The sequence below is a fragment of the Sphaerimonospora mesophila genome, assembly GCF_001417795.1.
Classification (GTDB): Bacteria; Actinomycetota; Actinomycetes; order Streptosporangiales; family Streptosporangiaceae; genus Sphaerimonospora; species Sphaerimonospora mesophila.
The window spans coordinates 25,821-49,819 of record NZ_BCBX01000042.1 but is presented as its reverse complement, the minus strand read 5'-3'; the positions used below and the strand labels follow the sequence as shown (position 1 = coordinate 49,819).

Below are 23,999 nucleotides of genomic sequence, written 5' to 3'. Positions count from 1 at the left end.
GTTCGGCGGTGATGCGAGGAGGCGGCGGGCGTGCGGTTGTCTGCGCTGCGGGTGCTCGGTGTGGACCCCGGGCTCACCAGATGCGGCCTCGGCGCCGTCGAGGGTCGCCCCGGCGCGCCGCTGAGTCTCGTGGCCGTGGGCGTGGTGCGCACTCCCCCCGACGACGACATCGGGCCGCGCCTCGTCGCGATCGAGGCCGGGATCGAGCGGTGGCTCGACGAGGTCCGGCCCGACGCCGTGGCGGTGGAGCGGGTGTTCGCCCAGCACAACGTGCGGACCGTGATGGGGACGGCGCAGGCGGCGGCGGTGGCGATCGTCTGCGCGGCCCGGCGGGGCCTGCCGGTCGCCCTGCACACCCCGAGCGAGGTCAAGGCGGCGATCACCGGCAACGGCAACGCCGACAAGAAGCAGGTCGGCGCGATGGTCACCCGGCTGCTGCGGCTCGACGCCATGCCCCGGCCGGCCGACGCCGCCGACGCGCTCGCGCTGGCGATCTGTCACGTCTGGCGGGGCGGGGTGCAGAACCGCCTGACCGAGGCGCTCGCCCAGGCGCGCTCTGGTAGGACTGTGCAACCTGGGACCGGGCAATCTGGAGCCGGGCAACTTGGAGCCGGGCGACCTGGGGCCGGGAGATCGAGGGGAGCACAGCGATGATCGCATCCGTGGCGGGACCGGTGGCGTCGATCGGGCCGGACCACGCGGTGATCGAGGTGGGCGGTGTCGGCGTGCTCGTGCACTGCACCCCGGGGACGCTGGCCGGTCTGCGCGCCGGCGAGCCGGTCCGGCTGTCCACCACGCTGGTCGTACGCGAGGATTCGCTCACCTTGTACGGCTTCGCCACTGACGACGAGCGGAGGGTCTTCGAGCTGCTGCAGACCGCGAGCGGCGTCGGGCCGCGGCTCGCCCTGGCCATGCTCGCGGTGCACACCCCCGACGCGCTACGGGTGGCGGTGGCGAGCGCCGACCTCAAGGCGCTGACCATGGTGCCGGGCATCGGGCAGAAGGGGGCGCAGCGCATCGTGCTCGAACTCAAGGGCAAACTCGGCGCTCCCGACGGGGTGGTGCCCGCCGCCGCCGGCGCCCGCGTCGGGGCCGGCGCCGCCGCCTGGCGGGAGCAGGTCCACTCGGGGCTGGTCGGGCTCGGCTACCCGGCCAGGGACGCAGACGAGGCGCTGGCCGTCGTGGCGCCCGAGGCCGAGGCCGCCACGGCCGCCGGGCGCGCACCCGACGTCGCCGCGCTGCTCAAGTCCGCCCTCCGTGCCCTGAGCGTCAGGTGAGGCGCCGATGAGCATCGAGCGGGATCTCGTGTCGCCGGAGCCCGAGGGCGACGAGCGGATGATCGAGGCGGCGCTGCGGCCCAAGCGCCTCGACGAGTTCATCGGGCAGGGCCGGGTGCGCGAGCAGCTGTCGCTGGTGCTGGAGAGCGCGCTGCGCCGCGACCGGCCGCCGGACCACGTGCTGATGAGCGGGGGGCCCGGGCTCGGGAAGACCACCCTCGCCATGATCATCGCGGCCGAGCTCGGGGCGCCGCTGCGGATGACCTCGGGACCGGCGCTGGAACGCGCCGGCGACCTCGCCGCCATCCTCTCGACGCTGTCGGAGGGCGAGGTGCTGTTCGTCGACGAGATCCACCGCATGGCCCGGCCGGCCGAGGAGATGCTCTATCTCGCGATGGAGGACTTCCGGGTCGACATCGTCGTCGGCAAGGGCCCGGGGGCGACCTCGATCCCGCTGGACATCGCGCCGTTCACGCTGGTCGGGGCGACGACCCGGGCCGGTCTGCTGCCCGCGCCGCTGCGCGACCGGTTCGGCTTCACCGCGCACATGGACTTCTACGAGGTGGCCGAGCTCGAACGGGTGCTGCACCGCTCCGCCCGGCTGCTGTCCGTCGAGCTGCCCCCGGAAAGCGCGCACGAGATCGCGCGCCGGTCGCGCGGCACGCCCCGGATCGCCAACCGGCTGCTGCGGCGGGTGCGCGACTTCGCCGAGGTGCGGGCGGAAGGCGTGATCACACGGGATGTCGCCGCGGCCGCGCTCAACCTGTACGAGGTGGACGCGGAGGGCCTCGACCGGCTCGACCGCGCGGTGCTCGACGCGCTCCTGCGCAAGTTCGGCGGCGGCCCGGTGGGGCTGTCCACGCTGGCCGTCGCGGTGGGGGAGGAGCCCGAGACCGTGGAGGTCGTCGCCGAACCGTTCCTCGTCCGGCAGGGCCTGCTGGCCCGCACGCCGAGAGGCCGGGTGGCCACCGCGTCCGCCTGGGCGCATCTCGGCCTGACTCCGCCTCCTGACGCCTTCGGCGCCGGAGCGATCCCGGGACTGCTCGGCGAAGGCTGAGCCGTACGGGTGCCAAACCACGCATCCGGGGAACGAAAAAGGGACGGCGTACGCCCAGACTCGCGAAGCGACACCGGGTTGGGATCACAGAACGATTGCAAACCGCCCGAAAGCGGAACTTTCCCGTGTGCCGGATCGTGAGTTCGTTGCCGGGCTTTGAACGGCTCGAATACACTGCGTGGCTTGACTGGCCGCTTACGCCGACGCCGTCGGCGTATCGCCGGCCGCGCGTAACGCGCTCAGAACCTCCGGCGTCATGCCGGCTCTATCACCTAATGGAAGGGTGGCCCCCGTGGATAGCGGCTCGCTTGGGACGTTCTTGCCACTGATCTTGCTGGTAGTGGTCTTCTACTTCCTGCTGATCCGCCCGCAGCGCAAGCGGCAGCAGGAGATGGTCCGGATGCAGAACTCGCTCGCGCCCGGTGCCCAGGTCATGACCACCACCGGTCTGTTCGGCACCGTCGTCCGGCTCGAGGAGGAGGATGTCGTCCTGGAAGTGGCGCCGGGCGTGGAGACCCGCTGGGTCAAGGCGGCGATCGGCCGGGTCGTCACTCCGGTCGAGGAGGCGCGACAGGACGGCGCCACCGATTCGACGGCCGACATCACCGACACGGGGAAGGATGACAATACGAGCAGTAACCAGTCCTGAGTACGCTGATCTCAGACCCTTTGACGGAAAGAACTGACCACCAGTGGCCCCACCGACAAGTAGCCAGAGCAAGCCGGGACGAACACTCCTGGCGCTGCTGGCGCTCATTCTCGCCATGGGGGCGACGGTCGCGCTTCAGAAGGCGTTCGTCCCCAAGTTCGGCCTCGACCTAGCGGGCGGCACCACGGTGACGCTCACGCCGGTCACCCTGGACGGGAAGGCTCCCCCGCCGGAGTCCCTCGATCGGGCCGTGAACATCATTCGCGCCAGGGTGAACGGCACCGGCATCTCCGACGCCGAGGTCGCCAAGGCCAACGACAACATCGTGATCCAGATCCCGGGGGTGGGTCAGTCCGAGGCGCTGAAGCTCGTCTCGACCACCGCCGAACTGCGGATGCGCCAGGTGCTCGCGGTGGCCCCGGCGAAGATGCAGCCACAGCAGATGCCCACAGAGGCGCCGACGCCCGACCCGGGCAAGAGCCCGAGCACGATGCCGAGCGCCGTACGCACACCGAGTGGGGCCCCGAGCGGCGGTCCGGGCGCCGCCGCGACCACGACGCCGGCGGGACGCGCGCTGTCCTCGGCGCTGCTGGCCGCGCCCACCCCGTCTCCCGCCACCAGAACCGGGCACAGAAGCGGCGCCAAGACGGGAGCGAAGAGCGGCGCGAGGAGCGGAGCCGGTTCCGACAGCGGATCGGAGGGCGGATCAGCGGACGGTGCGGGGGCCGGGACGTCGCCCTCACCGACGCCCAGCCCCCAACCGAACGACGACGACCCTCTGGCCGGACAGGACACCAGCGGCATCGATCCCGCCCTGCTGACGGAGTTCCGTGAGATCGACTGCACCGCCAAGAACCGCGGCCAGGGCGCGCAGGACGACCCGAGCAAGCAGATCGTGGCCTGCAGCGACGACGGCACGGCGCGATACATCCTCGACAAGGCCGCGGTGCAGGGCACCGAAATCAGCGGAGCCTCGGCCGGCACCGACCCGACCACCGGCGAGTGGATCGTCCAGGTCAACTTCAAATCCAAGGGCGCCACACTCTTCGCCGACATCACCCGGCGGATCACCAGCCTCCCGGCGCCGCGCAACCAGCTCGCGAACGTGCTCGACGGCGTCGTCATCGTCGCGCCGACGATCGAGGAGGCCATCCCGGGCGGCAGCGCCCGCATCTCCGGCAGCTTCAACCAGGTCAGCGCCACCGAGCTGGCCGACCAGCTCAAGTACGGCGCGCTGCCGCTGAAGTTCAAGCAGGGGTCGGTGGAGTCCGTCTCCTCGACGCTGGGCCAGGACCAGCTGCGCGGCGGCCTGATCTCGGGCGCGCTGGGCCTGCTCGTGGTCGTGTTCTACCTGCTGCTCTACTACCGGGGCCTCGGCCTGATCGGTATGGCCAGCCTCGGCTGCGCGACGATCGTCACCTATCTGACCGTGGCGGTCCTCAGCCACAACGCCGGCTTCCGGCTCTCGCTGCCCCACATCATCGGTCTGGTGGTGTCGATCGGCATCACCGCGGACTCGTTCATCGTCTACTTCGAGCGCGTCCGTGACGAGATCAAGGAAGGCCACCGCACGCTGCGTTCCGCCGTGGAGGTCGCCTGGCGGCGGGCCCGGCGGACGATCCTGGTGGCCGACGCCGTCATGTTCATCGCCGCCGTGGTGCTGTACTTCCTCGCAGTGGGCGGTGTGGCCGGCTTCGCGTTCGCGATGGGCCTGACCACGCTGATCGACATCGTGGTGGTGTTCCTGTTCACCAAGCCGTTGATGACACTCGCGGCGCGCCTGCGGTTCTTCGCCAAGGGCCATCGGTTGTCCGGACTCGACGAGGGGCGCATGGGTCGCACCAGCCCCGCCGAGCAGACCCTGCAGGAGGCGTGATGCCGGGAGTGATCAGCCGCCTCTACCGCGGCGACATCGACATCGACTTCGTCGGCAAGCGCAGGCTCTGGTACGGCCTGTCGGCGGTCCTGATGGTCGTCTCCATCCTCGGCATCGTGATCCACGGGCTCACCCTCGGCGTGGAGTTCAAGGGCGGATCGGTCATCGACTTCGCCCGCACGCCGGGGTCCAGCCTGGAGCAGGTGCGCGAGAGCGTACGGGACATCGTCGGGCACGACCCGATCGTGCAGCAGGCGGGCCCCAACTGGCGGATCACCACCCAGAGCCTCGACGGCACTGAGGTGTCCGCGGTCCAGAAGGCCGTCACACAGCGGTTCGGCGTGCCGCAGGAGCAGGTGAGCACGCAGGTCATCGGCGCGAGCTGGGGCGGCGAGGTGTCCCAGAAGGCGTGGATCGGCCTGGCGGTCTTCATGATCGCGATCATGCTCTATCTGTCCGTGGCCTTCGAATGGCGGATGGCGCTGGCGGCCATCGTGGCGCTCGTCCACGACCTGGTCATCACCGCGGGCGTCTACGCCTGGACGGGCTTCGAGGTCACCCCGGCGACCATGCTCGGCTTCCTCACGATCCTCGGTTATTCGCTGTACGACGCCGTCGTCGTCTTCGACATGATCAAGGAAGTGACCGCGAAGCTCGGCACGAGCGCCAAGATGACCTACACGCAGGCGGCGAACGACGCGCTGAGCCACACGCTGATCCGGTCGCTGAACACCTCGCTGACCGCGATCCTGCCGGTGGCGGCCATCCTGTTCGTCGGCACCACGCTGCTCGGCGCCGGCACGCTGAAGGACCTGTCGCTGGCGCTGTTCGTCGGCATGGTCGTCGGCACCTACTCGTCCCTGTGCGTGGCCACGCCGATCCTGGTGACGCTCAAGGAACGCGAGCCCAAGTGGCGGGCCCTGGCCAAGCGGGTGGCCGCCAGGCAGGCCTCCGCGGCCAAGGCGGCGGCCGCGGCGGTCCGTGACGACCGTACGGCCACGGCGGCCGTCGCGGCGCCCCAGAACGTCACGATCACCGACACCAAGCGCAAGAAGCGCTGACCCTCCCGGGGGAGCGTTCGTGCGCCCCGCGGCCCGGACGGGTCGCGGGGCGCACGCGCACGTGCCCTAATGTTGGCGTCGTGACAGATTGGACGGCGCTCATCAGAGATGTTCCCGACTATCCGAAGCCGGGCATCCTCTTCAAGGACATCACCCCGTTGCTGGCCGACCACGCGGCGTTCACCAAGGTCGTGGACGAGCTCGCGGACGGTCTGGCCTTCGACAAGGTGGTGGGGATCGAGGCGCGGGGGTTCATCCTCGCCGCGCCGGTGGCCTACCGCAGCGGCGCCGGTTTCGTCCCGGTACGCAAGAAGGGCAAGCTCCCCGCCGACACGTTGGAGGCGTCCTACCAGCTCGAGTACGGCTCGGCCGTGATCGAGGTGCACGCCGACGCGTTCACCCCGGGCGAGCGGGTCCTGATCGTCGACGACGTGCTGGCCACCGGTGGCACGGCGGCCGCGACGGTGGAGCTGGTCACGCGGGCGGGGGCGCGGATCGTCGCCGTGTCGTTCCTGATGGAGCTGTCCTTCCTCGCGGGCAGGGACCGGCTGCCCGGGCTGGACGTCCGTACGCTGGTCAGCGTCTGAGCGCGGAGGCGGCACGGATACACTGAGGAATCTGGACTCGACGTGAGGAGTCTGTGTGCCTCGTGATGTGGTCGTGCCCGACGGCGCGAGGGCTGAGCGCGACGCGGTCCCGCGCGACGCCGCCGAGTCCGCTGCCCCAGACCCTGTCGCCGCCGTGCCCGCCGCCGGTGCGGAGCCCCCGGCCGAGCCGGAGACGGCGTGGACGCAGAGCCCGGGGCGCGACCCGGCCCGGGAGGAGAGACCGGCGCCGGCCGCGCGACGCAGGCTCGCCCGGTTCGGTGGGCAGTGGGGGGCGGTGAATCCGGTGCTCGAGCCGCTCTTCAAGACGGTCCGCGCGACCCATCCCAAGGCCGACCTGCGCCTCATCGAACGCGCCTACGACATCGCCGCCTACCACCACCGTGATCAGAAGCGCAAGAGCGGCGACCCGTACATCACGCATCCGCTCGCCGTGGCGACGATCCTCGCCGAGCTGGGCACCGACGACGAGACGCTGTGCGCGGCGCTGCTGCACGACACGGTGGAGGACACCGCCTACAGCCTCGACGAGTTACGAGCCGATTTCGGCGAGAACATCGCGCTGCTCGTCGACGGCGTCACCAAGCTCGACAAGGTGAAGTTCGGCGACGCGGCGCAGGCCGAGACCGTGCGCAAGATGGTCGTCGCGATGTCGCGCGACATCCGGGTGCTGGTCATCAAGCTCGCCGACCGGCTGCACAACATGCGCACGATGCGCTACATGCCCGAGCACAAGCGGCAGCAGAAGTCCCGGGAGACGCTGGAGATCTTCGCGCCGCTCGCCCACCGGCTCGGCATGAACACCATCAAGTGGGAGCTGGAGGACCTCGCGTTCGCCATGCTCTACCCCAAGCGGTACGACGAGATCGCCCGGATGGTGTCCGAGCGCGCGCCGCGGCGCGACCTGTTCCTGCAGGACGTCATCGAGAAGGTGTCCGACGACCTGCGCGAGGCCAAGATCAAGGCGACCGTGCGTGGCCGGCCCAAGCACTACTACTCGATCTACCAGAAGATGATCGCGAAGGGGCTCGCCTTCGACGACATCTACGACCTGGTGGGCATCCGCATCCTGGTCGACACGGTCCGGGACTGCTATGCCGTGCTCGGAACGATCCACGCGCAGTGGCGGCCCGTGCCGGGGCGGTTCAAGGACTACATCGCCATGCCCAAGTTCAACATGTACCAGTCGCTGCACACGACGGTCATGGGCCCCGAGGGCAAGCCGATCGAGCTGCAGATCCGCACCCACGCCATGCACAACCGGGCCGAGTACGGCGTGGCCGCGCACTGGAAGTACAAGGAGGAGATGGCGGCCTCGGGTCCGGCCAAGGTCAAGCAGGTCAACGACATGGCCTGGCTGCGGCAGCTCCTCGACTGGCAGAAGGAGACCGCCGACCCGGGGGAGTTCCTGGAGTCGCTGCGGTTCGACCTGTCGGTCTCGGAGGTGTTCGTCTTCACCCCGCGCGGCCAGGTGATCTCGCTGCCGGAGGGCGCCACCCCGGTCGACTTCGCGTACGCGGTGCACACCGAGGTGGGCCACCGCTGCATCGGGGCCAGGGTGAACGGCCGGCTGGTCCCGCTGGAATCCCGCCTCGGCAACGGCGACACCGTTGAAATTTTCACGTCGAAGTCGCAGGACGCCGGGCCGTCCCGCGACTGGCTGAAGTTCGTCAAGAGCGGCCGGGCCCGCAACAAGATCCGTCAGTGGTTCTCCAAGGAGCGCCGCGAGACCGCGATCGAGGCGGGCAAGGAGGCCATCGGCCGGGCGATGCGCAAGCAGGGCCTGCCGCTCCAGCGGCTGATGTCGGGAGAGGCGCTGCTGGCGCTGGCCCGGGATCTGCGCTACCCCGATGTGTCGGCGCTGTACGCCGCGGTGGGGGAGGGCCACGTGGGGGCCCAGTCCGTCGTCGAGAAGCTCGTACAGGCCGTGGGCGGCGTCGAGGGGGCAGAGGAGGACATCGCCGAGGTCGCGCTCCCCACGAGGCTCACAGGGCGCGCCGGGGCCCATGCCAACGCCGGCGTCATCGTGGCCGGCGACCCGGACGTGTGGGTACGGCTGTCGCGGTGCTGCACCCCGGTTCCCGGCGACGAGATCATCGGTTTCGTCACCCGCGGGCACGGGGTCTCGGTGCACCGGACCAACTGTCCGAACGTCGCCCAGCTGCACGCGCAGCCCGACCGTCTGGTGGAGGTGTCCTGGTCGCCGGGGGGCGACTCGGTCTTCCTCGTCGCGATCCAGGTGGAGGCGCTGGACCGGCCCCGGCTGCTGTCGGACGTCACCCGGACGCTGTCCGACCACCACGTGAACATCCTGTCCGCGTCGGTGGCGACCAGCCGGGACCGGGTGGCCATCAGCAAGTTCACCTTCGAGATGGGCGACCCCAAGCATCTGGGCCACGTGCTCAAGGCCGTACGCGGCGTACACGGCGTCTACGACGTCTACCGCGTCACCAACTGATCACCCCCCAGGGCGTGATCTTGCGGTTTCTCGCACGGATGGCCGGTTACCTGCCCTGATGCAATTCGTGATCTTGCAGAAACTTGCTCCGATGCGGCTTCACCTGCGAGAACGCCTGTCGTGATCTTGCAATTGCAAGATCACGACAGGCGTTCTCGCTGGTCAACGACCCTAGATGCGAGTTTCTGCAAGATCACGCACTGGGAGCGCGCAGGTCAGCCACCCTCCGTGCGAGAAACCGCAAGATCACGGGGGTGGGTGGGCGGGCGGTCAGGGCTAGGAGAACTCGGCGAGCGTGCGCTCGGCCTCCAGCAGCCAGGAGCGGCGGGCGGCCAGGGACTCCTCGGTCTCCTTGGCCTCCTTGTCCCGCCCGGCCGCCTGGGCCTTCGCGAGCCGCGTCTCAAGCTGGTCGATGGACCTGCGCAGCTGGTTGACGGTGTCCTGGGCGCGAGCCCTGGCCTCGGGGTTGGTGCGCTTCCACTCCTGCTCCTCGGCCCGGCGGACGGCGTCGTCGACCTTGCGCAGGCCGCCCTCCAGCCGGTCGCGCATGTCGCGCGGCACCGGACCGGCGGCCTCCCAGCGCTCCAGGATGCCGCGCAGCGCGGCCCTGGCGGAACGGGCGTCGGCGACCGGCAGCAGGCGCTCGGCCTCGGCCAGCAGCCCCTCCTTGACCTCGGCGTTGGCCGCGAACGAGGCGTCCCGCTCGGCGTACACCGCCGACCGGGCCTGGAAGAACTGGTCCTGGGCGCCCTTGAAGCGGGCCCACAGCTCGTCCTCGACCTCACGAGACGCCCGCCCGGCGGCCTTCCACTGCCGCATCAGCTCGCGGTAGGCCGCCGCCGTGCCGGTCCAGTCGGTCGAGGCCGCCAGCGCCTCGGCCTCGCCCACGATCCGCTCCTTGGCCGTGCGCACCGCGTCGCGCTGCTCGTCCAGCGAGGAGAAGTAGGCCTTGCGCCGCTTCGCGAACGCCGTACGCGCCGCGGACATGCGCTTCCACAGCGCCGCCTCGGTGGCACGGTCGATCCGCTCGGCCGCCTTCCACTCCTCGACGAGCTGACGCAGCCGCTCCCCGCCGGACTTCCAGTGGGTCGCCTCCTCGGCGATCCGCTCGGCCTCGGCGACGATCCGCTCCTTGGTCTCCCGCGCCTGGGCGCGGGCCTGCTCGCGCGCGGCCCGCAGCTCCTCGCGACGCCGGCCGACCAGCTCGCTCAGCGCCGTCAGGCGCGTCTCCAGGGATGCCAGGTCCCCGACGGCGTTCGCCCCGGCCACCGCCTCCCGCAGTTTGGCGATGCTCGCCTCGGCCTGGGCCGGTGCCAGGTCGGTCTCGCGCACCCGCTGCTCGAGAAGCTGGACCTGTCCGGCCAGCTCCTCGAACTTGCGGTGGAAGTAGGCCAACGCCTCCTCCGGCTCACCGGCCTGCCAGGACCCGACGGCCCGTTCTCCCTCAGCCGTACGCACGTAGACGGTGCCGTCATCGTCTACCCGGCCCCACGGGTCGGTGCTCACCGTGTCCTCCCGCACTTGAATCAGCCTCCAGGGCCCGATATCCCCTTGGTGTAGTAATTACGTCAGCTCTTGCCGGTGATTGTCACGTCTTTGATTTGGACGGTCTGCTTGGGGGCGCCCGTACCGTCGCCGGGCCCGCCGGCGAGGACGCCCTTCTTGGCCACCTTGTCCACGATTTCGAGTCCTTTGGTCACCGTACCGAAGGGTGTGTAGCTCGGGGGCAGCGTGGTGTCCCCGAACACGATGAAGAACTGGCTGCCGTTGGTGTTGGGGCCGCTGTTGGCCATGGCGAGCACCCCCCGCGTGTACTTGGCGCCCGCCAGGTTCTCGTCGGCGAACCGGTAGCCGGGGCCGCCCTGGCCGTCGGTCGGGTTCTTGCCGTCGGCCTTGGCCAGCGGGTCGCCGCACTGCAGGATCGGGAAGTCCGTGCCCATCCGGTGACACTTGGTGTCGTCGAAGTAGTCCTTCGACGCCAGATACCGGAAGGAGTTGACCGTGCAGGGCGCCTTCTCGGTCTCCAGCTTGACGTCGATGGCGCCGAGATTGGTCGTGATCCGCATCGTCGCCGGCGCGGTGCTGACCTTCGACGGCGGCATGCCGACGTCCTTCACCTGACCGCTGCCCTCGGCGGCGACGTAGCCGCACAGGCCGGTCGCCGGGTCGTACGGCTTGGGCTCCTCGACCGCGGCCGCCGGGCTCTGCTTCGGCGTGGGGTCCTCGTGGTCGATCAGCGTCGCGGCGGCCACGACGCCGCCCACCACGACCACGACCGCGGTGCTGGTGCCGATGACGGCGTTGCGCCGGGCCCTGCGCTGCCGTTCGGCCCGTACCTTCATCTGCCGCTCGTAGTGCTCCCTGGCGAGCTGCCTGCGCCGGTCCTTGCCGGTGGCCACTTCGACCTCCCTGTTTCCCATTGTCGTGAGCTCGGTGCCGCCTCGCCGGAGCCGCCATGGTTGTATAGCATCCGGCTCGACTGCTCCAAGAATGACTATTGAGGTGGGCGAATCGTATCGGCTGACGGGCGTTGGTTCGCAGCCTGCCGACCCGCACCGGTACCCTTCGGTTACATTCGCTCGCGTAATCCTTGATACATCCTCACGAGACGCAGAGGCCGCTTCCGTGCTCGTCGCCGGGTTTCCCGCAGGGTCGTTCCAGACCAACTGCTACGTCGTCGCTCCCGCTCCGGGCGAGGAGTGCGTGATCGTCGATCCAGGTCAGGACGCCGTCGAGGGTGTCGACGACCTCCTGCGCGAGCATCGGCTGAAGCCCGTCGCGGTGCTGCTGACCCACGGTCACATCGACCATATGTGGTCCGTCGTGCCCGTGTGCGGCGCCCGTGACGTCCCCGCCTGGATCCACCCCGACGATCGCGAACTGCTGTCGGATCCGGCCAAGGGGTTCCCGGGCCCGGCACGGCAGATGTTCGGGGGGCTGGAGTTCGGCGAGCCCGACGACGTCAGGGAGCTGTCGGACGGGGCGGTGCTCGAGCTCGCCGGTCTGGAGCTCACGGTCGACCATCGGCCCGGCCATACCAGGGGGTCGGTGACGTTCCGGACGCCCGTACGGGACTCGCAGGGGCGTGACACCCACGTCCTGTTCTCGGGCGACCTGCTGTTCGCCGGCTCCATCGGCAGAACCGACCTCCCGGGCGGGGACCACGCCGTGATGCTCCGCAGTCTCGCGAAGACGATGACGCTGCCGGACGACACCGTGGTCCTGCCCGGTCACGGACCACAGACGACCATTGGGCGCGAGCGCGCGACCAACCCCTTCCTCGGGAACGTCGCGGCAGGCCCTAGCAGGGGATTGTGATGACTTTTCAAGCGCCAAAGGGCACCTTCGACTGGATGCCGCCGCGTTCTGAGACCGTGCTCGCCGTGCGCGACGCGCTGGCCGCGCCCGCCCGCCGCGCGGGGTACGGATACGTCGAGACGCCGGCGTTCGAGGACACCGGGCTGTTCTCGCGCGGTGTCGGCGAGTCGACCGACATCGTCACCAAGGAGATGTACACGTTCACCAGCAGGGGCGGCCAGTCGCTGACGCTGCGCCCCGAGGGCACGGCCAGCGTGGTGCGCGCCGTGATCGAGCACGGCCTGTACGGCGGACCGCTGCCGATCAAGCTCTGGTACTCGGGCAGCTTCTTCCGCTACGAGCGCGCGCAGGCGGGCCGCTACCGCCACTTCTCCCAGGTCGGCGCTGAGGCGCTGGGAGCCGAGGACCCGGCGCTCGACGCCGAGCTGATCGTGCTGGCCATGGACGGCTACGCCTCGCTCGGCCTGCGCCGCGTGCGCCTGCTGCTGAACTCGCTGGGCTGCAAGGAGTGCCGTCCCGCCTACCGCGCCGCGCTGCAGGACTTCCTGCGCGCGCTCGACCTCGACGAGGCGACCCGGCAGCGAATCGAGATCAATCCGTTGCGTGTGCTCGACGACAAGCGCCCGGAGGTGCGCGCGCAGCTCGCCGATGCGCCGCTGGTGACCGATCACCTCTGCGGGGCCTGCAAGGCCTACCACGAGGAGGTCCGCGGTCTGCTGACCGCGGCCGGCGTGCCGTACGAGGACGATCCCCGGCTGGTCCGCGGCCTCGACTACTACACCCGGACGACCTTCGAGTTCGTCCACGACGGGCTCGGCGCCCAGTCGGCGGTCGGCGGCGGCGGCCGCTACGACGGGCTGAGCGAGATGATCGGCGGCCCGCAGCTGCCCGGCGTCGGCTGGGCGCTCGGGGTGGACCGCACCGTGCTCGCGCTCGAGGCGGAGGGGCTGCTCGCCGAGCGGGCCGGCCGCGTCGACGTGTTCGCCGTGCCGCTCGGCGAGGAGGCCAGGCGGCGGATCTTCCCGCTGGTCGCGGCCCTGCGCCGGGCCGGTCTCGCCGTCGACATGTCCTTCGGCGGCCGCGGCGTCAAGGGCGCCATGAAGGCCGCCGACCGCAGCGGCGCCCGCTACGCCGTCATCCTCGGTGACCGCGACATCGAGGCGGGAGCCGTACAAGTGAAGGACCTGACCACAGCCGACCAGACCGCGGTGCCGTTCGCCGAGGTCGTCGACGTCCTGAAGGGAAGACTCTCGTGATCCGCACCCACGAAGCAGGGACGCTTCGTAAGGAGGATGCCGGCCGGCGGGTGACGCTGGCCGGATGGGTGGCGCGCCGGCGCGACCACGGCGGCGTCGTGTTCATCGACCTGCGCGACGCCTCCGGCTCGGCGCAGGTGGTCTTCCGCGAGGAGGATCACGCCCACGACCTGCGCTCCGAGTACTGCGTGAAGGTGACCGGCGAGGTACGGCTCCGCCCGGCGGGCAACGAGAACCCCGACCTGCCCACCGGCGACGTCGAGGTCGTCGCCACCGAGGTGGAGGTGCTGAGCGAGTCGGCTCCGCTGCCGTTCCCGATCGAGGGCACGACCGGCGTGTCGGAGGAGGCGCGGCTGAAGTACCGCTACCTCGACATCCGGCGGCAGCGGATCGCCGACGCGCTGAAGATCCGCTCCCAGGCCACCTACCTCGCCCACGAGGTCATGCGCGAGCGCGGCTTCGTGTACGTCGAGACGCCCAGCCTGACCCGCTCCACCCCCGAGGGCGCGCGCGACTTCCTGGTGCCCGTACGGCTCCAGCCGGGCAACTGGTACGCCCTGCCGCAGTCGCCGCAGCTGTTCAAGCAGCTCCTCATGGTCTCCGGCCTGGAGCGCTACTACCAGCTCGCCCGCTGCTTCCGCGACGAGGACCTGCGCGCCGACCGGCAGCCCGAGTTCACCCAGATCGACATCGAGATGTCCTTCGTCGACCAGGACGACGTGATCGAGCTGGGCGAGGCGCTGATCGGGCGCATCTGGAAGGAGACCCTCGGCTACGAGCTGCCCACGCCGCTGCCCAGGATCTCCTACGCCGAGGCGATGTCGAGGTACGGCTCGGACAAGCCGGACCTGCGTTTCGGGGTCGAGCTGACCGACCTGACGGAGTATTTCGCCGACACCTCCTTCCGGGTGTTCCAGCAGCCGTACGTGGGCGCGGTCGTCATGCCCGGCGGCGCCGCGCAGTCCCGCAGGGAGCTGGACGGCTGGCAGGAGTGGGCCAAGTCGCGCGGCGCCCGCGGCCTGGCGTACGTGCTGGTGCAGGAGGACGGCCTCGGCGGCCCGGTGGCCAGGAACCTGTCCGAGGCGGAGCTCGGCGGGCTCGCCAAGGCGACGGGCGCGCAGCCCGGGGATGCGATCTTCTTCGCCGCCGGCCTGCCCGGTCCCTCGCGTGAGCTGCTGGGCGCGGCCCGGCTGGAGATCGGCCGCCGGTGCGGCCTGATCGACGAGTCCCAGTGGTCGTTCCTGTGGGTCGTCGACGCCCCGATGTTCGAGCCCGTCGTCGACGAGGTCGGCAGGCAGACCGGCTGGACCGCGGTGCACCACCCGTTCACCGGGCCGAAGCCCGAGTGGGCGGAGAACTTCCAGGACACCCCGGGCGAGGCCCTGGCGTACGCCTACGACATGGTCTGCAACGGCATGGAGATCGGCGGCGGCTCGATCCGTATCCACCGGGCCGAGATGCAGCAGCGGGTGTTCGACGTGCTCGGCATCTCCAAGGAGGAGGCGGAGAGCAAGTTCGGCTTCCTGCTGGAGGCGTTCAAGTACGGCCCGCCGCCGCACGGCGGCATCGCCTACGGCTGGGACCGGGTGTGCATGCTGCTGGCGGGCGGCGAGTCGATCCGTGACGTCATCGCGTTCCCGAAGACGGCCTCCGGCTTCGACCCGCTGACCGGGGCGCCCACGCCGATCACCGGCGAGCAGCGCAAGGAGGCCGGAGTGGACGCCAAGCCCAAGGCGGAGACCCCCGCACCGCCCCCCGCCCCAGGCGCGTGATCTTGCGAATTCACGCACCGGGGCCCGCTCATCTGGGCCTTCGCATGGCGTGATCTTGCAGAAACTCGCACTCGTGCGGCTCTACCAGGGAAAACAACGTTCGTGATCTTGCAGTTCGGATGCGACTGCAAGATCACGAACGTTGGCGGCCCGGGTCATGTGGGTCGTATGCGAGTTTCTGCAAGATCGCGAATGGTGTTCGCGCAGTTCGGCGACCCCGTCTGCGAGAATTCGCAAGATCACCACGGGGGTGAGGGGGTCAGGAGATCGTGACGTCCTTGATCACGATGCGGGTCTTGGGGGCGTTGGAGCCGCCATCGTCGTTGGTGATGTCGCCGCCGTCGGGAAACACGATGACGCCGCCCTTGGCGATCTTGTCGACGATGTCGAGGCCCTTGCTCACCATGCCGAACGGCGTGTACGCCTGCGGGAGCTGAGCGTTCTCATCGGTGAATGAGATGGCGAACTGGCTGCCGTTGGAGTTGGCGTCCTCCCCGCCCTGGGCCATGAAGACGACGCCACGGACGTAGTGCGGGCCGAGGTTCTCGTCGTCGAACAGATAGCCGGGGCCGCCGGTGCCGTCGGTCGGGTTCTTGCCGTCGCCCTTGGCCTGGGGGTCGCCGCACTGCAGCAGCCCGACGCCGTTGGTCTCCAGCGTGGCCAGCCGGTGGCAGACGGTGTTGTCGAAGAAGTTCTTCTGGGCCAGGAACGCGAACGAGTTCACCGTGCACGGCGCGTCCCCGGTGGCCAGTTCGATCACGATGTCGCCGAGGTTCGTCTTCATCGTCATCTTGGATGCCTTGATGACCTTCGCGCTGAGCCTCTTCGGCGGGTAGCCGACGAACTTGGCCGGGCTGCCGCTGTCGTCCTTGCGGTACTGGCAGGTGATCTTCCGAAGGTCGGTGGGGCGCGCGGTCGGCGTCGGATCCGCTATCTCCGAGGGGATGGCGGAGGGGCCGGCGGACGGCGCGGCGCTCGGGCTCTCCTCTCCGGAGTTGGCGCCGGCGGCGTCGTTCGTGCCGCCGCATGCGGCCAGGCCGCCTATGAGCGCGAGCACGCTGAGGCCCACGCCGAGACCCAGGCCGACACGGGGGGTGGTAGTACGCTTGGCCGTGCGCGAAGCCGGCTGCTTCTGCCGATCAGTGTCGGTCACCGCTTTGCCTTCCCTTTTACCTTCTATGACGATTTCGAACCGTCACTCTAGTCGTGATCGCGTTCGCTTCGTGTAAAGCACTCTCATTGTGGGTATTACTACGCCTTTGCCGTAAAATACCTGCCTCCCCGCCCTGATCCGTCAACGAACCGATCCGCGGGCGAACCGATCCGCGGGCGAACCGATCGCGGGTGAGCCGATCTGCGTGGGAGCCGGTCTGTCGGCGAACCTTCAGCGACCCGGGGGTGTATGGGGGATGAGGCGCCGGGACACTCCCGCCCCGGGCTCACGCGACCCCCGCACAGGAGCGACCTCGATGTTCGACCAGATCTTCGGTCTCCCCGCCCACCCCCTGATCGTCCACGTGGCGGTGGTGCTGACACCGCTGCTCGCGGTGCTGGTGATCGCATATGCCGCGCTGCCGCTGCTCCGCCTGTCGCGCCTGCGTCACCGGCTGGACTGGGCCGTCGTGCTGAGCGCCCTGGCCGCGCCGGTCGCCGTGTTCGCGGCCAGGGAGAGCGGTGAGGCGTTCGGGGACCGGCTGTTCCAGGGGAACATGCCCGCACCCGTCGTCGAGCACGAGAGCCTCGCCGGTCCCCTGACGCTGCTCACGGTGGGGCTCGCCGTGGCCGCCCTGCTGCTCGTCCGGTTCACCCGGCCCCGGCCAGACGGCCCCGCGGCGGGCCCCGCCGTCGTGGCCGTCTCGGCCGTCGCCGTCGTGTTCGCCCTGGCCGTCGGCTACTACGTCGTACGGCTCGGGCACAGCGGAGCGACCGCGGTCTGGGGAGGCTAGGTCGTGTTGCAAAAGTCATGTCCTGCTACGCGCGGCCCAGATGGCGCTTCGCGGCGTTGGACTCGTCGCCCGTAGCCTCCGGCTACGAGCTCCTCCTCCGCCTTGCGATGCATCCATCTGGAGCCACGCTCGCGACGGACAGCACTTTTGCAACACTCCCTAGTGCCCCTTCCTGACGGTAGGGTCGGCGATGTGGAGAGCCTGTTCGATTCGGCGGCGGAGGAGGCACACCGCGGCCAGGAGCCCCTGGCGGTGCGGATGCGCCCGCGCGGCCTGGACGAGGTGATCGGGCAGCGGCACCTGCTGGGTCCGGGCACCCCGCTGCGGCGGCTCGTCGAGAGCGACGCGCCGATGTCGCTGTTCCTGTGGGGGCCTCCGGGGACCGGCAAGACCACGCTCGCCTACGTGGTGTCGAACGTCACCAAGCGCAGGTTCGTGGAGATCTCCGCGGTGTCCGCCGGCGTGAAGGACGTGCGCGCCGCGATCGACCAGGCCCGCCGCGAGCTGGGCATGACGGGCAGGCAGACCGTGCTGTTCGTCGACGAGGTCCACAGGTTCAACAAGGCCCAGCAGGACGCGCTGCTGCCGGCGGTGGAGAACCGGTGGGTCACGTTCATCGGCGCGACCACGGAGAATCCGTACTTCTCGGTCATCTCCCCGCTGCTGTCCCGCTCGCTGCTGCTCACGCTGGAGTCGCTGACCGAAGACGACATCCGTCTCGTCCTGGAGCGCGCGGTCGCCGACCCACGTGGTCTGGACGGGCGGGTCACCCTGCGGCCCGACGCGCTCGACCAGCTCGTCCGGCTCGCCGGGGGCGACGCCCGGCGCTCGCTCACCTACCTGGAGGCCGCCGCGCTGCTCGCCGACGACGTCACGGTGGAGGTCGTGGAACGGGCGGTCGACAAGGCGGCCGTACGGTACGACCGCCAGGGCGATCAGCACTACGACGTGGTGAGCGCGTTCATCAAGAGCATGCGCGGATCGGACGCCGACGCCGCGCTGCACTACCTGGCCAGGATGGTGGAGGCGGGGGAGGACCCGCGGTTCATCGCCCGCCGGATCGTGATCTTCGCGTCGGAGGACGTCGGCATGGCCGACCCCACGTGCCTGCAGACCGCGGTCGCCGCCGCCCAGGCCGTGGACTTCATCGGCCTGCCCGAGGGCCGGATCAACCTCGCCCAGGCGGTCATCCACTGTGCGCTTGCGCCCAAGTCCAACGCGGTCGTGACGGCCATCGGGGCCGCCTGCGACGACGTACGGCGTGGCCTGCTCGGGCCGATCCCCGCCCACCTGCGCGACGCGCACTACCCCGGAGCGAAGAAGCTCGGCCACGGGAAGGGCTACCAGTACCCGCACGACTTCGAGCATGGCCTGGTGAGGCAGGACTACGTCCCCGAGGAGCTGCGGGAACGCCGCTACTACCGGCCGACCGCCCACGGGACCGAGTCGCGGTACGGTGAACGCTGGGCGAAGATCAGGTCCTTCCTCCGCGGGGAGTGATAAACCTCCCAAGTGTGCGGTGAGGATCGGCGGGCAGCGCGTTCGCGGTAGGGTCTGGTGCCCTGACCGACCTCGGCTGATCGAGGGAACAATTTAGGGAGATCGGCACATGCTGAGCGCGGGAGAGCTGGCGGGTCTGCTCGTCGCCGTCTTCTGGGCGATTCTGGTCTGCTTCATGGCCGTCATGCTGGTGAAGCTGACCAGGCTGCTGAACGAGACGACCAGGTCGGTGGCCGAGCTGAGCGACCGTCTGGCGCCGCTGCTCGACGACATGGGCCGTACGGTCTCCGAGGCCAACCGCAGGCTGGCCGACACCGAGGCCATCACCGACAACGTCCGCGCGGCCAGCGGCGACCTGGTGAAGATCACCGGCGTCGCCTCCGCGCTGTTCGCCACCCCGCTCATCAAGATCTCCGCGCTCGGGCACGGGCTGCGTGCCGCGATCGCGGCACGCCGCGCCGGTCCGGTGGCCGTACCGGCCCCTCGGCGAGGTGAGCGGTCGCCGGCCCGGAGGGGGCACGGGTGATCCGGCGCCTCTTCTACATGGCCCTGGGAGCGTGCCTGGCGGTCTGGGTCATGCGTAAGCTTCAGGCATTGCGGCCCGACCACGTCGCCCGGCGCGCGGCCGACCGCGCGGTCACGCTCGCCGGCGGGTTCAGGGAGTTCGCCGGGGAGGTACGACGGCACGCGGCGAGCAGGGAAAGCGAGTTGCGGGCCGAACTCGGGCTCGGCAGTGTTAACCGAATCAGCAGTGTTGACAGGAGCGGCGCCGTCGACGCAGGCGGCGCCCACGGATACGACGACGTAAAGGATGGCCGCTGAAATGGAGTCGGCAGAGATCGCCCGCCGCTTCCTGCGCTTCTTCGAGGAGCGCGGGCACACCGTCGTGCCCTCGGCCAGCCTGGTCGCCGAGGACCCGACGCTGCTCCTGGTCAACGCGGGCATGGTCCCGTTCAAGCCCTACTTCCTCGCGCAGCAGAAGCCGCCCTACCCGCGGGCGACCAGCGTGCAGAAGGTCGTGCGTACGCTCGACATCGACGAGGTCGGCAAGACGACGAGGCACGCCAGCTTCTTCCAGATGCTGGGCAACTTCTCCTTCGGCGACTACTTCAAGGAGCAGGCGATCCCGTTCGCTTGGGACCTGCTCACCCGGCCGGAATCCGAGGGCGGCTTCGGCTTCGCCGAGGACCGGCTCTGGGCGACCGTCTACCTGGACGACGACGAGGCCCAGAACATCTGGCACCGCGAGGTCGGCCTGCCGCTCGACCGCATCCAGCGGCGCGGCCTCGCCGACAACTACTGGCACATGGGCGTGCCCGGCCCCGGCGGCCCGTGCTCGGAGATCTACTACGACCGCGGTCCCGAGTACGGTCGCGAGGGCGGCCCGATCGCCGACGAGAACCGCTACCTCGAGGTGTGGAACCTCGTCTTCATGCAGGAGCAGCTCGCCACCGTCCGCAGCAAGGTCGACTTCGACATCGCGGGCGAGCTGCCGGCCAAGAACATCGACACCGGCATGGGCCTGGAGCGCATGGCGGCGATCCTGCAGGGCGTCGACAACATCTACGAGATCGACACCACCTACAAGATCCTCGACCGCGCCGCCCAGCTCACCAGGTCCCGGTACGGCAGGGACAAGCGCGGCGACGTGTCGCTGCGGGTCGTGGCCGACCACATGCGGGCCGGCGTGATGCTCGTCGGCGACGGCGTGCTGCCGTCCAACGAGGGCCGCGGCTACGTGCTGCGTCGCATGCTCCGCCGCGCCATCCGCAACCTCCGCCTGCTCGGCGCGGGCGAGGAGCGGTACATGCACGAGCTGACCGCCGTGACCATCGACGCCCTGGGCGAGCAGTACCCCGAGCTCAAGGCGGACGCGGCGAACATCCACACGGTCATCGACGCCGAGGAGGCGTCCTTCCTCGGCACGCTCCGCACCGGCACCGCGATCTTCGAAGCGGCGGTGGAGGAGACCAAGCGCAAGGGCACGGCCACGCTCGGCGGAGACCAGGCGTTCCAGCTGCACGACACGTACGGCTTCCCGATCGACCTCACGCTGGAGATGGCGGCGGAGCAGGGCCTCCAGGTCGACGAGGAGGGTTTCCGCCGGCTCATGCAGGAGCAGCGGGACCGGGCCAAGGCCGACGCCGCGGCGAAGAAGACCGGCAACGCCGACATCTCGGTCTTCACGAACATTCTGGAGAAGTCCGGCCGGGTCGACTTCCTGGGCTACGACCACACCGTGGCCGAGGCCCGCGTCATCGGCCTGCTCGTCGACGGCCTCGCCGTACCGGCCGCCGGGGCGGGCACGACGCTCGAGGTGGTCCTCGACCGTACGCCGTTCTACGCCGAGGGCGGCGGCCAGCTCTCCGACCAGGGTGTGATCCGCACCGACGGCGCCGAGATCGAGATCAACGACGTCCAGTCGCCGCTCGCCGGTCTGATCGTGCACCGCGGTAAGGTGCGCGCCGGCGAGGTCCGCGTCGGCGACCAGGCACAGGCCGAGATCGACCTCGAGCGGCGGCGCGCGATCTCCCGCAGCCACACCGCGACCCACCTGGTCCACCGGGGCTTCCGCAACGCGCTCGGCGAGTCGGCCGCGCAGGCGGGATCGGAGAACTCGCCGGGCCGCTTCCGGTTCGACTTCACCGCGGCCGGCGCCGTCCCGGCCAGCGTGCTGCGCGACGTCGAGGACGAGGTCAACGCGGTCCTGATCGACGACCTGAAGGTGAACGCCTTCTACACCAGCCAGGCGCAGGCCCGTGCGATGGGCGCGCTCGCGCTGTTCGGCGAGAAGTACGGCGACGAGGTCCGGGTCGTCGAGGTCGGCGACTACTCCCGTGAGCTGTGCGGCGGCACCCATGTCGCCACCTCCGGCCAGCTCGGGCTGGTCAAGGTGCTCGGCGAGGCGTCGATCGGCGCGGGCGTGCGCCGGGTCGAGGCGCTGGTCGGCCTCGACGCGTTCCGGTTCCTCGCCCGGGAGAGCGTGCTGGTCGCCCAGCTCAGCGAGCAGCTCAAGACCCGCCGCGAGGAGCTGCCCGAGCGGATCGAGGGCATCGTCACCCGGCTGCGCACCGCGGAGAAGGAGCTGGAGCGGCTGCGCTCGGCGCAGGTGCTCGCCGCCGCCGGCGAGCTGGCGGCCGGCGCCCGCGACGTCCACGGGGTCTCGGTGGTCACGCACCGCGCGCCTGATGGCACCTCCCCGGACGACCTGCGTAAACTCGCTCTCGATGTGCGCGGGCGGTTCCCGGGCGACCGCGCCGCGGTCGTCGTCGTGTCCGGCATCCCCTCTGACCGGCCGGTCGTCGTGGCCGCGGTCAACGAGGCGGGACGCGAGCGCGGCCTGAAGGCCGGTCGGCTGGTCGGCGTCGCCGCCAAGACACTTGGGGGTGGCGGTGGCGGCAAGGACGACGTGGCGCAGGGCGGGGGAACCCGTCCGGAGGCGATCGACGACGCGCTGCGTGCGGTCGAGGAGGCCATCTCCTCGTCGGTCGGCTGACGGCGGTCGTGTCATGAGGCACGGCGTGCGGATCGGCGTGGACGTCGGCTCGGTCCGGATCGGGGTGGCACGCAGCGACCCGTCCGGCCTGCTGGCCACGCCGGTGGAGACCGTACGGCGCGGCCGGGGCGACCTGGACCGGATCGCGCAGATCGCGGCGGAGCACGAGGCGATCGAGGTCCTCGTGGGGCTGCCCACCTCGCTGTCGGGCCGGGAGAGCCACGCGGCCAAGGCCGCCCGGGAGTTCGCGACACGGCTCGCCGCCCGGCTCACCGCTTCCGTCGAGAAGGTGCCCGTCCGCCTGGTCGACGAGCGGCTGAGCACGGTCACCGCCCAGCGGGGGCTGCGCTCGAGCGGTGTGCGGTCCCGCGACCAGCGTGCGGTGATCGATCAGGCCGCCGCCGTCGTGCTGCTGCAGGCCGCTCTCGACGGCGAACGCGCCACGGGCAGGCCACCGGGCATCGCTCCCGGGGAGGAAGCGAGCGGCGGGGCCGGCGCGTGAGACGCGGTCCGGTCATCGTGGCCGGGGGCGCCGTGCTGTTCACGGTGGCCGCCGTGTTCGGGGTGCGTTCGGTCCTGCGGACCACCCCCGAAGCCGGGGACTTCGCCGGCTCGGGCTCGGGCTCGGTCATCGTGGAGATCACCCCGGGCGCGAGCGCCGGTGAGATCGGCGAGACCCTGCGGCGCGCCGGCGTCGTGGCCAGCACCCAGTCGTTCGTGCAGGCGGTCGTGGCGCGATCCAAGGAGGGCAGCCTGCAGCCCGGGCGCTACCGCCTGCGCCGCGGGATGGCGGCCGCCTCGGCGCTCGAGCTCCTGCTGGCCCCCACGTCACGGGTGACGCGTACGGTCACCGTGCCCGAGGGGCTGCGCCTGTTGGAGGTGCTCGCGCTGCTGTCGGCCAAGTCGGGCATTCCCGCCGAGGAGTTCACCAAGGCCGTCGCCCGGCCCGACAGGCTGCGCCTTCCGCCGTACGCCAAGGGCGTGGTCGAGGGGTTCCTCTTCCCGGCGACCTACGAGCTCCATCCGGGCACGACCGCGCGCGGCCTGCTCGCCACCATGATCGACCGGTTCCGTCAGGCGGCCAGGGACGTCCGCCTGGAGCGGCTGGCCCCCGGGCATGGGCTGTCCCCGCTCCAGGCCGTGACCGTGGCCAGCATCGTGCAGGCCGAGGGCGGCCGGGACTCCGACTACCCCAAGATCGCGCAAGTCGTGTACAACAGGCTGCGGCGGGGCGCGAAGCTGGAGATGGACAGCACCGTCAACTACGCGCTGCGCAGGCACACGTTGAAGGTCTCCGTGCAGGACACCAAGGTCGAGTCGCCGTACAACACCTACGCGCACCCGGGGCTGCCGCCCGCGCCGATCGGCAACCCGGGGGAGAGCGCCCTGCGGGCGGCCCTCCAACCTGCCAAGGGTGACTGGTACTGGTTCGTCACGACCGATCCACGACGCAAAATCACCAAATTCACTGACAAAGAGACGGAGTTCCGGAAATATCGGGAGGAGCTGAACAGGTACCTCGGGACCAACTAGGAAGTGCGAAACACGACCTAGGGAGTGTGAAGCACGACCCAGTGCTCTGACTGACAGGATTCGCCAAGGAGGAGCGGTGCCAGGCGGCGTACCGCGAGGCCGGCGAAGATCGGAGGGAGGAGCGCGAGGCGGACGGGACCCGGAGGAGAAGGCCCCGACCCCCGGTTCGGTCCACTCACTTGACGTGGGACCGTT

At 70.3% G+C, this 23,999-nt stretch carries 21 protein-coding genes; 18 read left to right on the top strand and 3 right to left on the bottom strand.

Features of this window, described 5'->3' with window-relative positions:
• Window positions 1-45 precede the first annotated feature (45 nt).
• From ruvC to AP234_RS23770, 8 genes are all read left to right on the top strand, one after another.
• The gene (gene ruvC, locus AP234_RS23805; protein ID WP_083502389.1) at window positions 46-654 is read left to right on the top strand and encodes a crossover junction endodeoxyribonuclease RuvC; all 609 of its coding nucleotides are present in this window, start codon (window positions 46-48) and stop codon (window positions 652-654) included.
• Entirely contained in the window at window positions 651-1,277 is a 627-nt protein-coding gene (gene ruvA / locus AP234_RS23800; RefSeq protein ID WP_055481945.1) for a Holliday junction branch migration protein RuvA, read from the top strand. Before ruvC ends, ruvA begins: the two co-directional genes overlap by 4 nt.
• A 7-nt stretch (window positions 1,278-1,284) precedes the next feature.
• Window positions 1,285-2,334 (top strand): Holliday junction branch migration DNA helicase RuvB, encoded by a 1,050-nt coding sequence (gene ruvB, locus AP234_RS23795; RefSeq protein WP_055481944.1) that lies wholly within the window; start codon window positions 1,285-1,287, stop codon window positions 2,332-2,334.
• A 292-nt stretch (window positions 2,335-2,626) separates the two neighbouring features.
• Entirely contained in the window at window positions 2,627-2,983 is a 357-nt protein-coding gene (gene yajC, locus AP234_RS23790) for a preprotein translocase subunit YajC (RefSeq protein WP_200926677.1), read from the top strand.
• Window positions 2,984-3,026: 43 nt separating this feature from the next.
• Window positions 3,027-4,859, top strand: coding sequence for a protein translocase subunit SecD (gene secD, locus AP234_RS23785; RefSeq protein WP_431999048.1), 1,833 nt, complete (start codon window positions 3,027-3,029; stop codon window positions 4,857-4,859).
• A complete protein-coding gene (gene secF, locus AP234_RS23780; protein ID WP_055481941.1) occupies window positions 4,859-5,920 on the top strand; it encodes a protein translocase subunit SecF in 1,062 nt (353 codons plus the stop codon). Before secD ends, secF begins: the two co-directional genes overlap by 1 nt.
• Window positions 5,921-6,000: 80 nt before the next feature.
• A complete protein-coding gene (locus AP234_RS23775) occupies window positions 6,001-6,507 on the top strand; it encodes an adenine phosphoribosyltransferase (protein ID WP_055481940.1) in 507 nt (168 codons plus the stop codon).
• A 55-nt stretch (window positions 6,508-6,562) separates the two neighbouring features.
• On the top strand, window positions 6,563-8,983 hold the full coding sequence (locus AP234_RS23770) for a RelA/SpoT family protein (protein WP_431999046.1): 2,421 nt from the start codon (window positions 6,563-6,565) through the stop codon (window positions 8,981-8,983).
• A gap of 276 nt (window positions 8,984-9,259) precedes the next feature.
• Here AP234_RS23770 and AP234_RS23765 read toward each other — a convergent pair whose 3' ends face one another.
• Together AP234_RS23765 and AP234_RS23760 are read right to left on the bottom strand one after the other, a co-directional pair.
• Window positions 9,260-10,489: a DUF349 domain-containing protein gene (locus tag AP234_RS23765; protein WP_055482051.1), complete on the bottom strand. Its 1,230-nt coding sequence runs from the start codon at window positions 10,487-10,489 to the stop codon at window positions 9,260-9,262.
• A gap of 62 nt (window positions 10,490-10,551) precedes the next feature.
• Window positions 10,552-11,382, bottom strand: coding sequence for a peptidylprolyl isomerase (locus AP234_RS23760; RefSeq protein WP_083502377.1), 831 nt, complete (start codon window positions 11,380-11,382; stop codon window positions 10,552-10,554).
• 226 nt (window positions 11,383-11,608) lie between these two features.
• On the opposite strand from AP234_RS23760, the gene AP234_RS23755 reads away from it, so the two are divergent.
• From AP234_RS23755 to aspS, 3 genes are read left to right on the top strand one after another with little or no spacing between them, the layout of a single operon-like run.
• The gene (locus tag AP234_RS23755) at window positions 11,609-12,301 is read left to right on the top strand and encodes an MBL fold metallo-hydrolase (protein WP_055481938.1); all 693 of its coding nucleotides are present in this window, start codon (window positions 11,609-11,611) and stop codon (window positions 12,299-12,301) included.
• Entirely contained in the window at window positions 12,301-13,557 is a 1,257-nt protein-coding gene (gene hisS / locus AP234_RS23750) for a histidine--tRNA ligase (protein ID WP_055481937.1), read from the top strand. Before AP234_RS23755 ends, hisS begins: the two co-directional genes overlap by 1 nt.
• Window positions 13,554-15,329 carry an aspartate--tRNA ligase gene (gene aspS / locus AP234_RS23745; RefSeq protein ID WP_055481936.1) on the top strand — a complete coding sequence of 592 codons (1,776 nt, stop codon included), beginning with the start codon at window positions 13,554-13,556 and terminating at the stop codon, window positions 15,327-15,329. Before hisS ends, aspS begins: the two co-directional genes overlap by 4 nt.
• Window positions 15,330-15,588: 259 nt before the next feature.
• Here the strand turns inward: aspS and AP234_RS23740 are convergent, their stop codons facing one another.
• The gene (locus tag AP234_RS23740; RefSeq protein WP_055481935.1) at window positions 15,589-16,482 is read right to left on the bottom strand and encodes a peptidylprolyl isomerase; all 894 of its coding nucleotides are present in this window, start codon (window positions 16,480-16,482) and stop codon (window positions 15,589-15,591) included.
• Window positions 16,483-16,798: 316 nt separating this feature from the next.
• On the opposite strand from AP234_RS23740, the gene AP234_RS23735 reads away from it, so the two are divergent.
• The 7 genes from AP234_RS23735 (at window position 16,799) to mltG (ending at window position 23,804) form a co-directional block, all read left to right on the top strand.
• Entirely contained in the window at window positions 16,799-17,275 is a 477-nt protein-coding gene (locus tag AP234_RS23735; RefSeq protein ID WP_055481934.1) for a DUF2231 domain-containing protein, read from the top strand.
• 192 nt (window positions 17,276-17,467) lie between these two features.
• Window positions 17,468-18,775, top strand: a complete 1,308-nt coding sequence (locus AP234_RS23730) for a replication-associated recombination protein A (protein WP_055481933.1) — start codon at window positions 17,468-17,470, stop codon at window positions 18,773-18,775.
• Window positions 18,776-18,884: 109 nt separating this feature from the next.
• Window positions 18,885-19,301, top strand: a complete 417-nt coding sequence (locus AP234_RS23725; RefSeq protein ID WP_055481932.1) for a DUF948 domain-containing protein — start codon at window positions 18,885-18,887, stop codon at window positions 19,299-19,301.
• A complete protein-coding gene (locus tag AP234_RS23720; protein WP_063843067.1) occupies window positions 19,298-19,597 on the top strand; it encodes a hypothetical protein in 300 nt (99 codons plus the stop codon). The genes AP234_RS23725 and AP234_RS23720 overlap by 4 nt, the downstream gene beginning before the upstream one ends.
• 1 nt (window position 19,598) lies before the next feature.
• Window positions 19,599-22,271: an alanine--tRNA ligase gene (gene alaS, locus AP234_RS23715; RefSeq protein ID WP_055481931.1), complete on the top strand. Its 2,673-nt coding sequence runs from the start codon at window positions 19,599-19,601 to the stop codon at window positions 22,269-22,271.
• 13 nt (window positions 22,272-22,284) lie between these two features.
• Entirely contained in the window at window positions 22,285-22,773 is a 489-nt protein-coding gene (ruvX, locus tag AP234_RS23710) for a Holliday junction resolvase RuvX (RefSeq protein ID WP_055481930.1), read from the top strand.
• Entirely contained in the window at window positions 22,770-23,804 is a 1,035-nt protein-coding gene (gene mltG / locus AP234_RS23705; RefSeq protein ID WP_055481929.1) for an endolytic transglycosylase MltG, read from the top strand. Before ruvX ends, mltG begins: the two co-directional genes overlap by 4 nt.
• The last annotated feature ends 195 nt before the right edge of the window (window positions 23,805-23,999 follow it).

Bases quoted from the DNA above. Each gene is read 5' to 3' on its own strand.
- alaS (WP_055481931.1), top strand. From the start codon at position 19,599: ATGGAGTCGGCAGAGATCGCCCGCCGCTTCCTGCGCTTCTTCGAGGAG.
- ruvB (WP_055481944.1), top strand. From the start codon at position 1,285: ATGAGCATCGAGCGGGATCTCGTGTCGCCGGAGCCCGAGGGCGACGAG.
- ruvX (WP_055481930.1), top strand. From the start codon at position 22,285: ATGAGGCACGGCGTGCGGATCGGCGTGGACGTCGGCTCGGTCCGGATC.
- hisS (WP_055481937.1), top strand. From the start codon at position 12,301: ATGACTTTTCAAGCGCCAAAGGGCACCTTCGACTGGATGCCGCCGCGT.
- AP234_RS23735 (WP_055481934.1), top strand. From the start codon at position 16,799: ATGTTCGACCAGATCTTCGGTCTCCCCGCCCACCCCCTGATCGTCCAC.
- ruvA (WP_055481945.1), top strand. From the start codon at position 651: ATGATCGCATCCGTGGCGGGACCGGTGGCGTCGATCGGGCCGGACCAC.
- secF (WP_055481941.1), top strand. From the start codon at position 4,859: ATGCCGGGAGTGATCAGCCGCCTCTACCGCGGCGACATCGACATCGAC.
- AP234_RS23725 (WP_055481932.1), top strand. From the start codon at position 18,885: ATGCTGAGCGCGGGAGAGCTGGCGGGTCTGCTCGTCGCCGTCTTCTGG.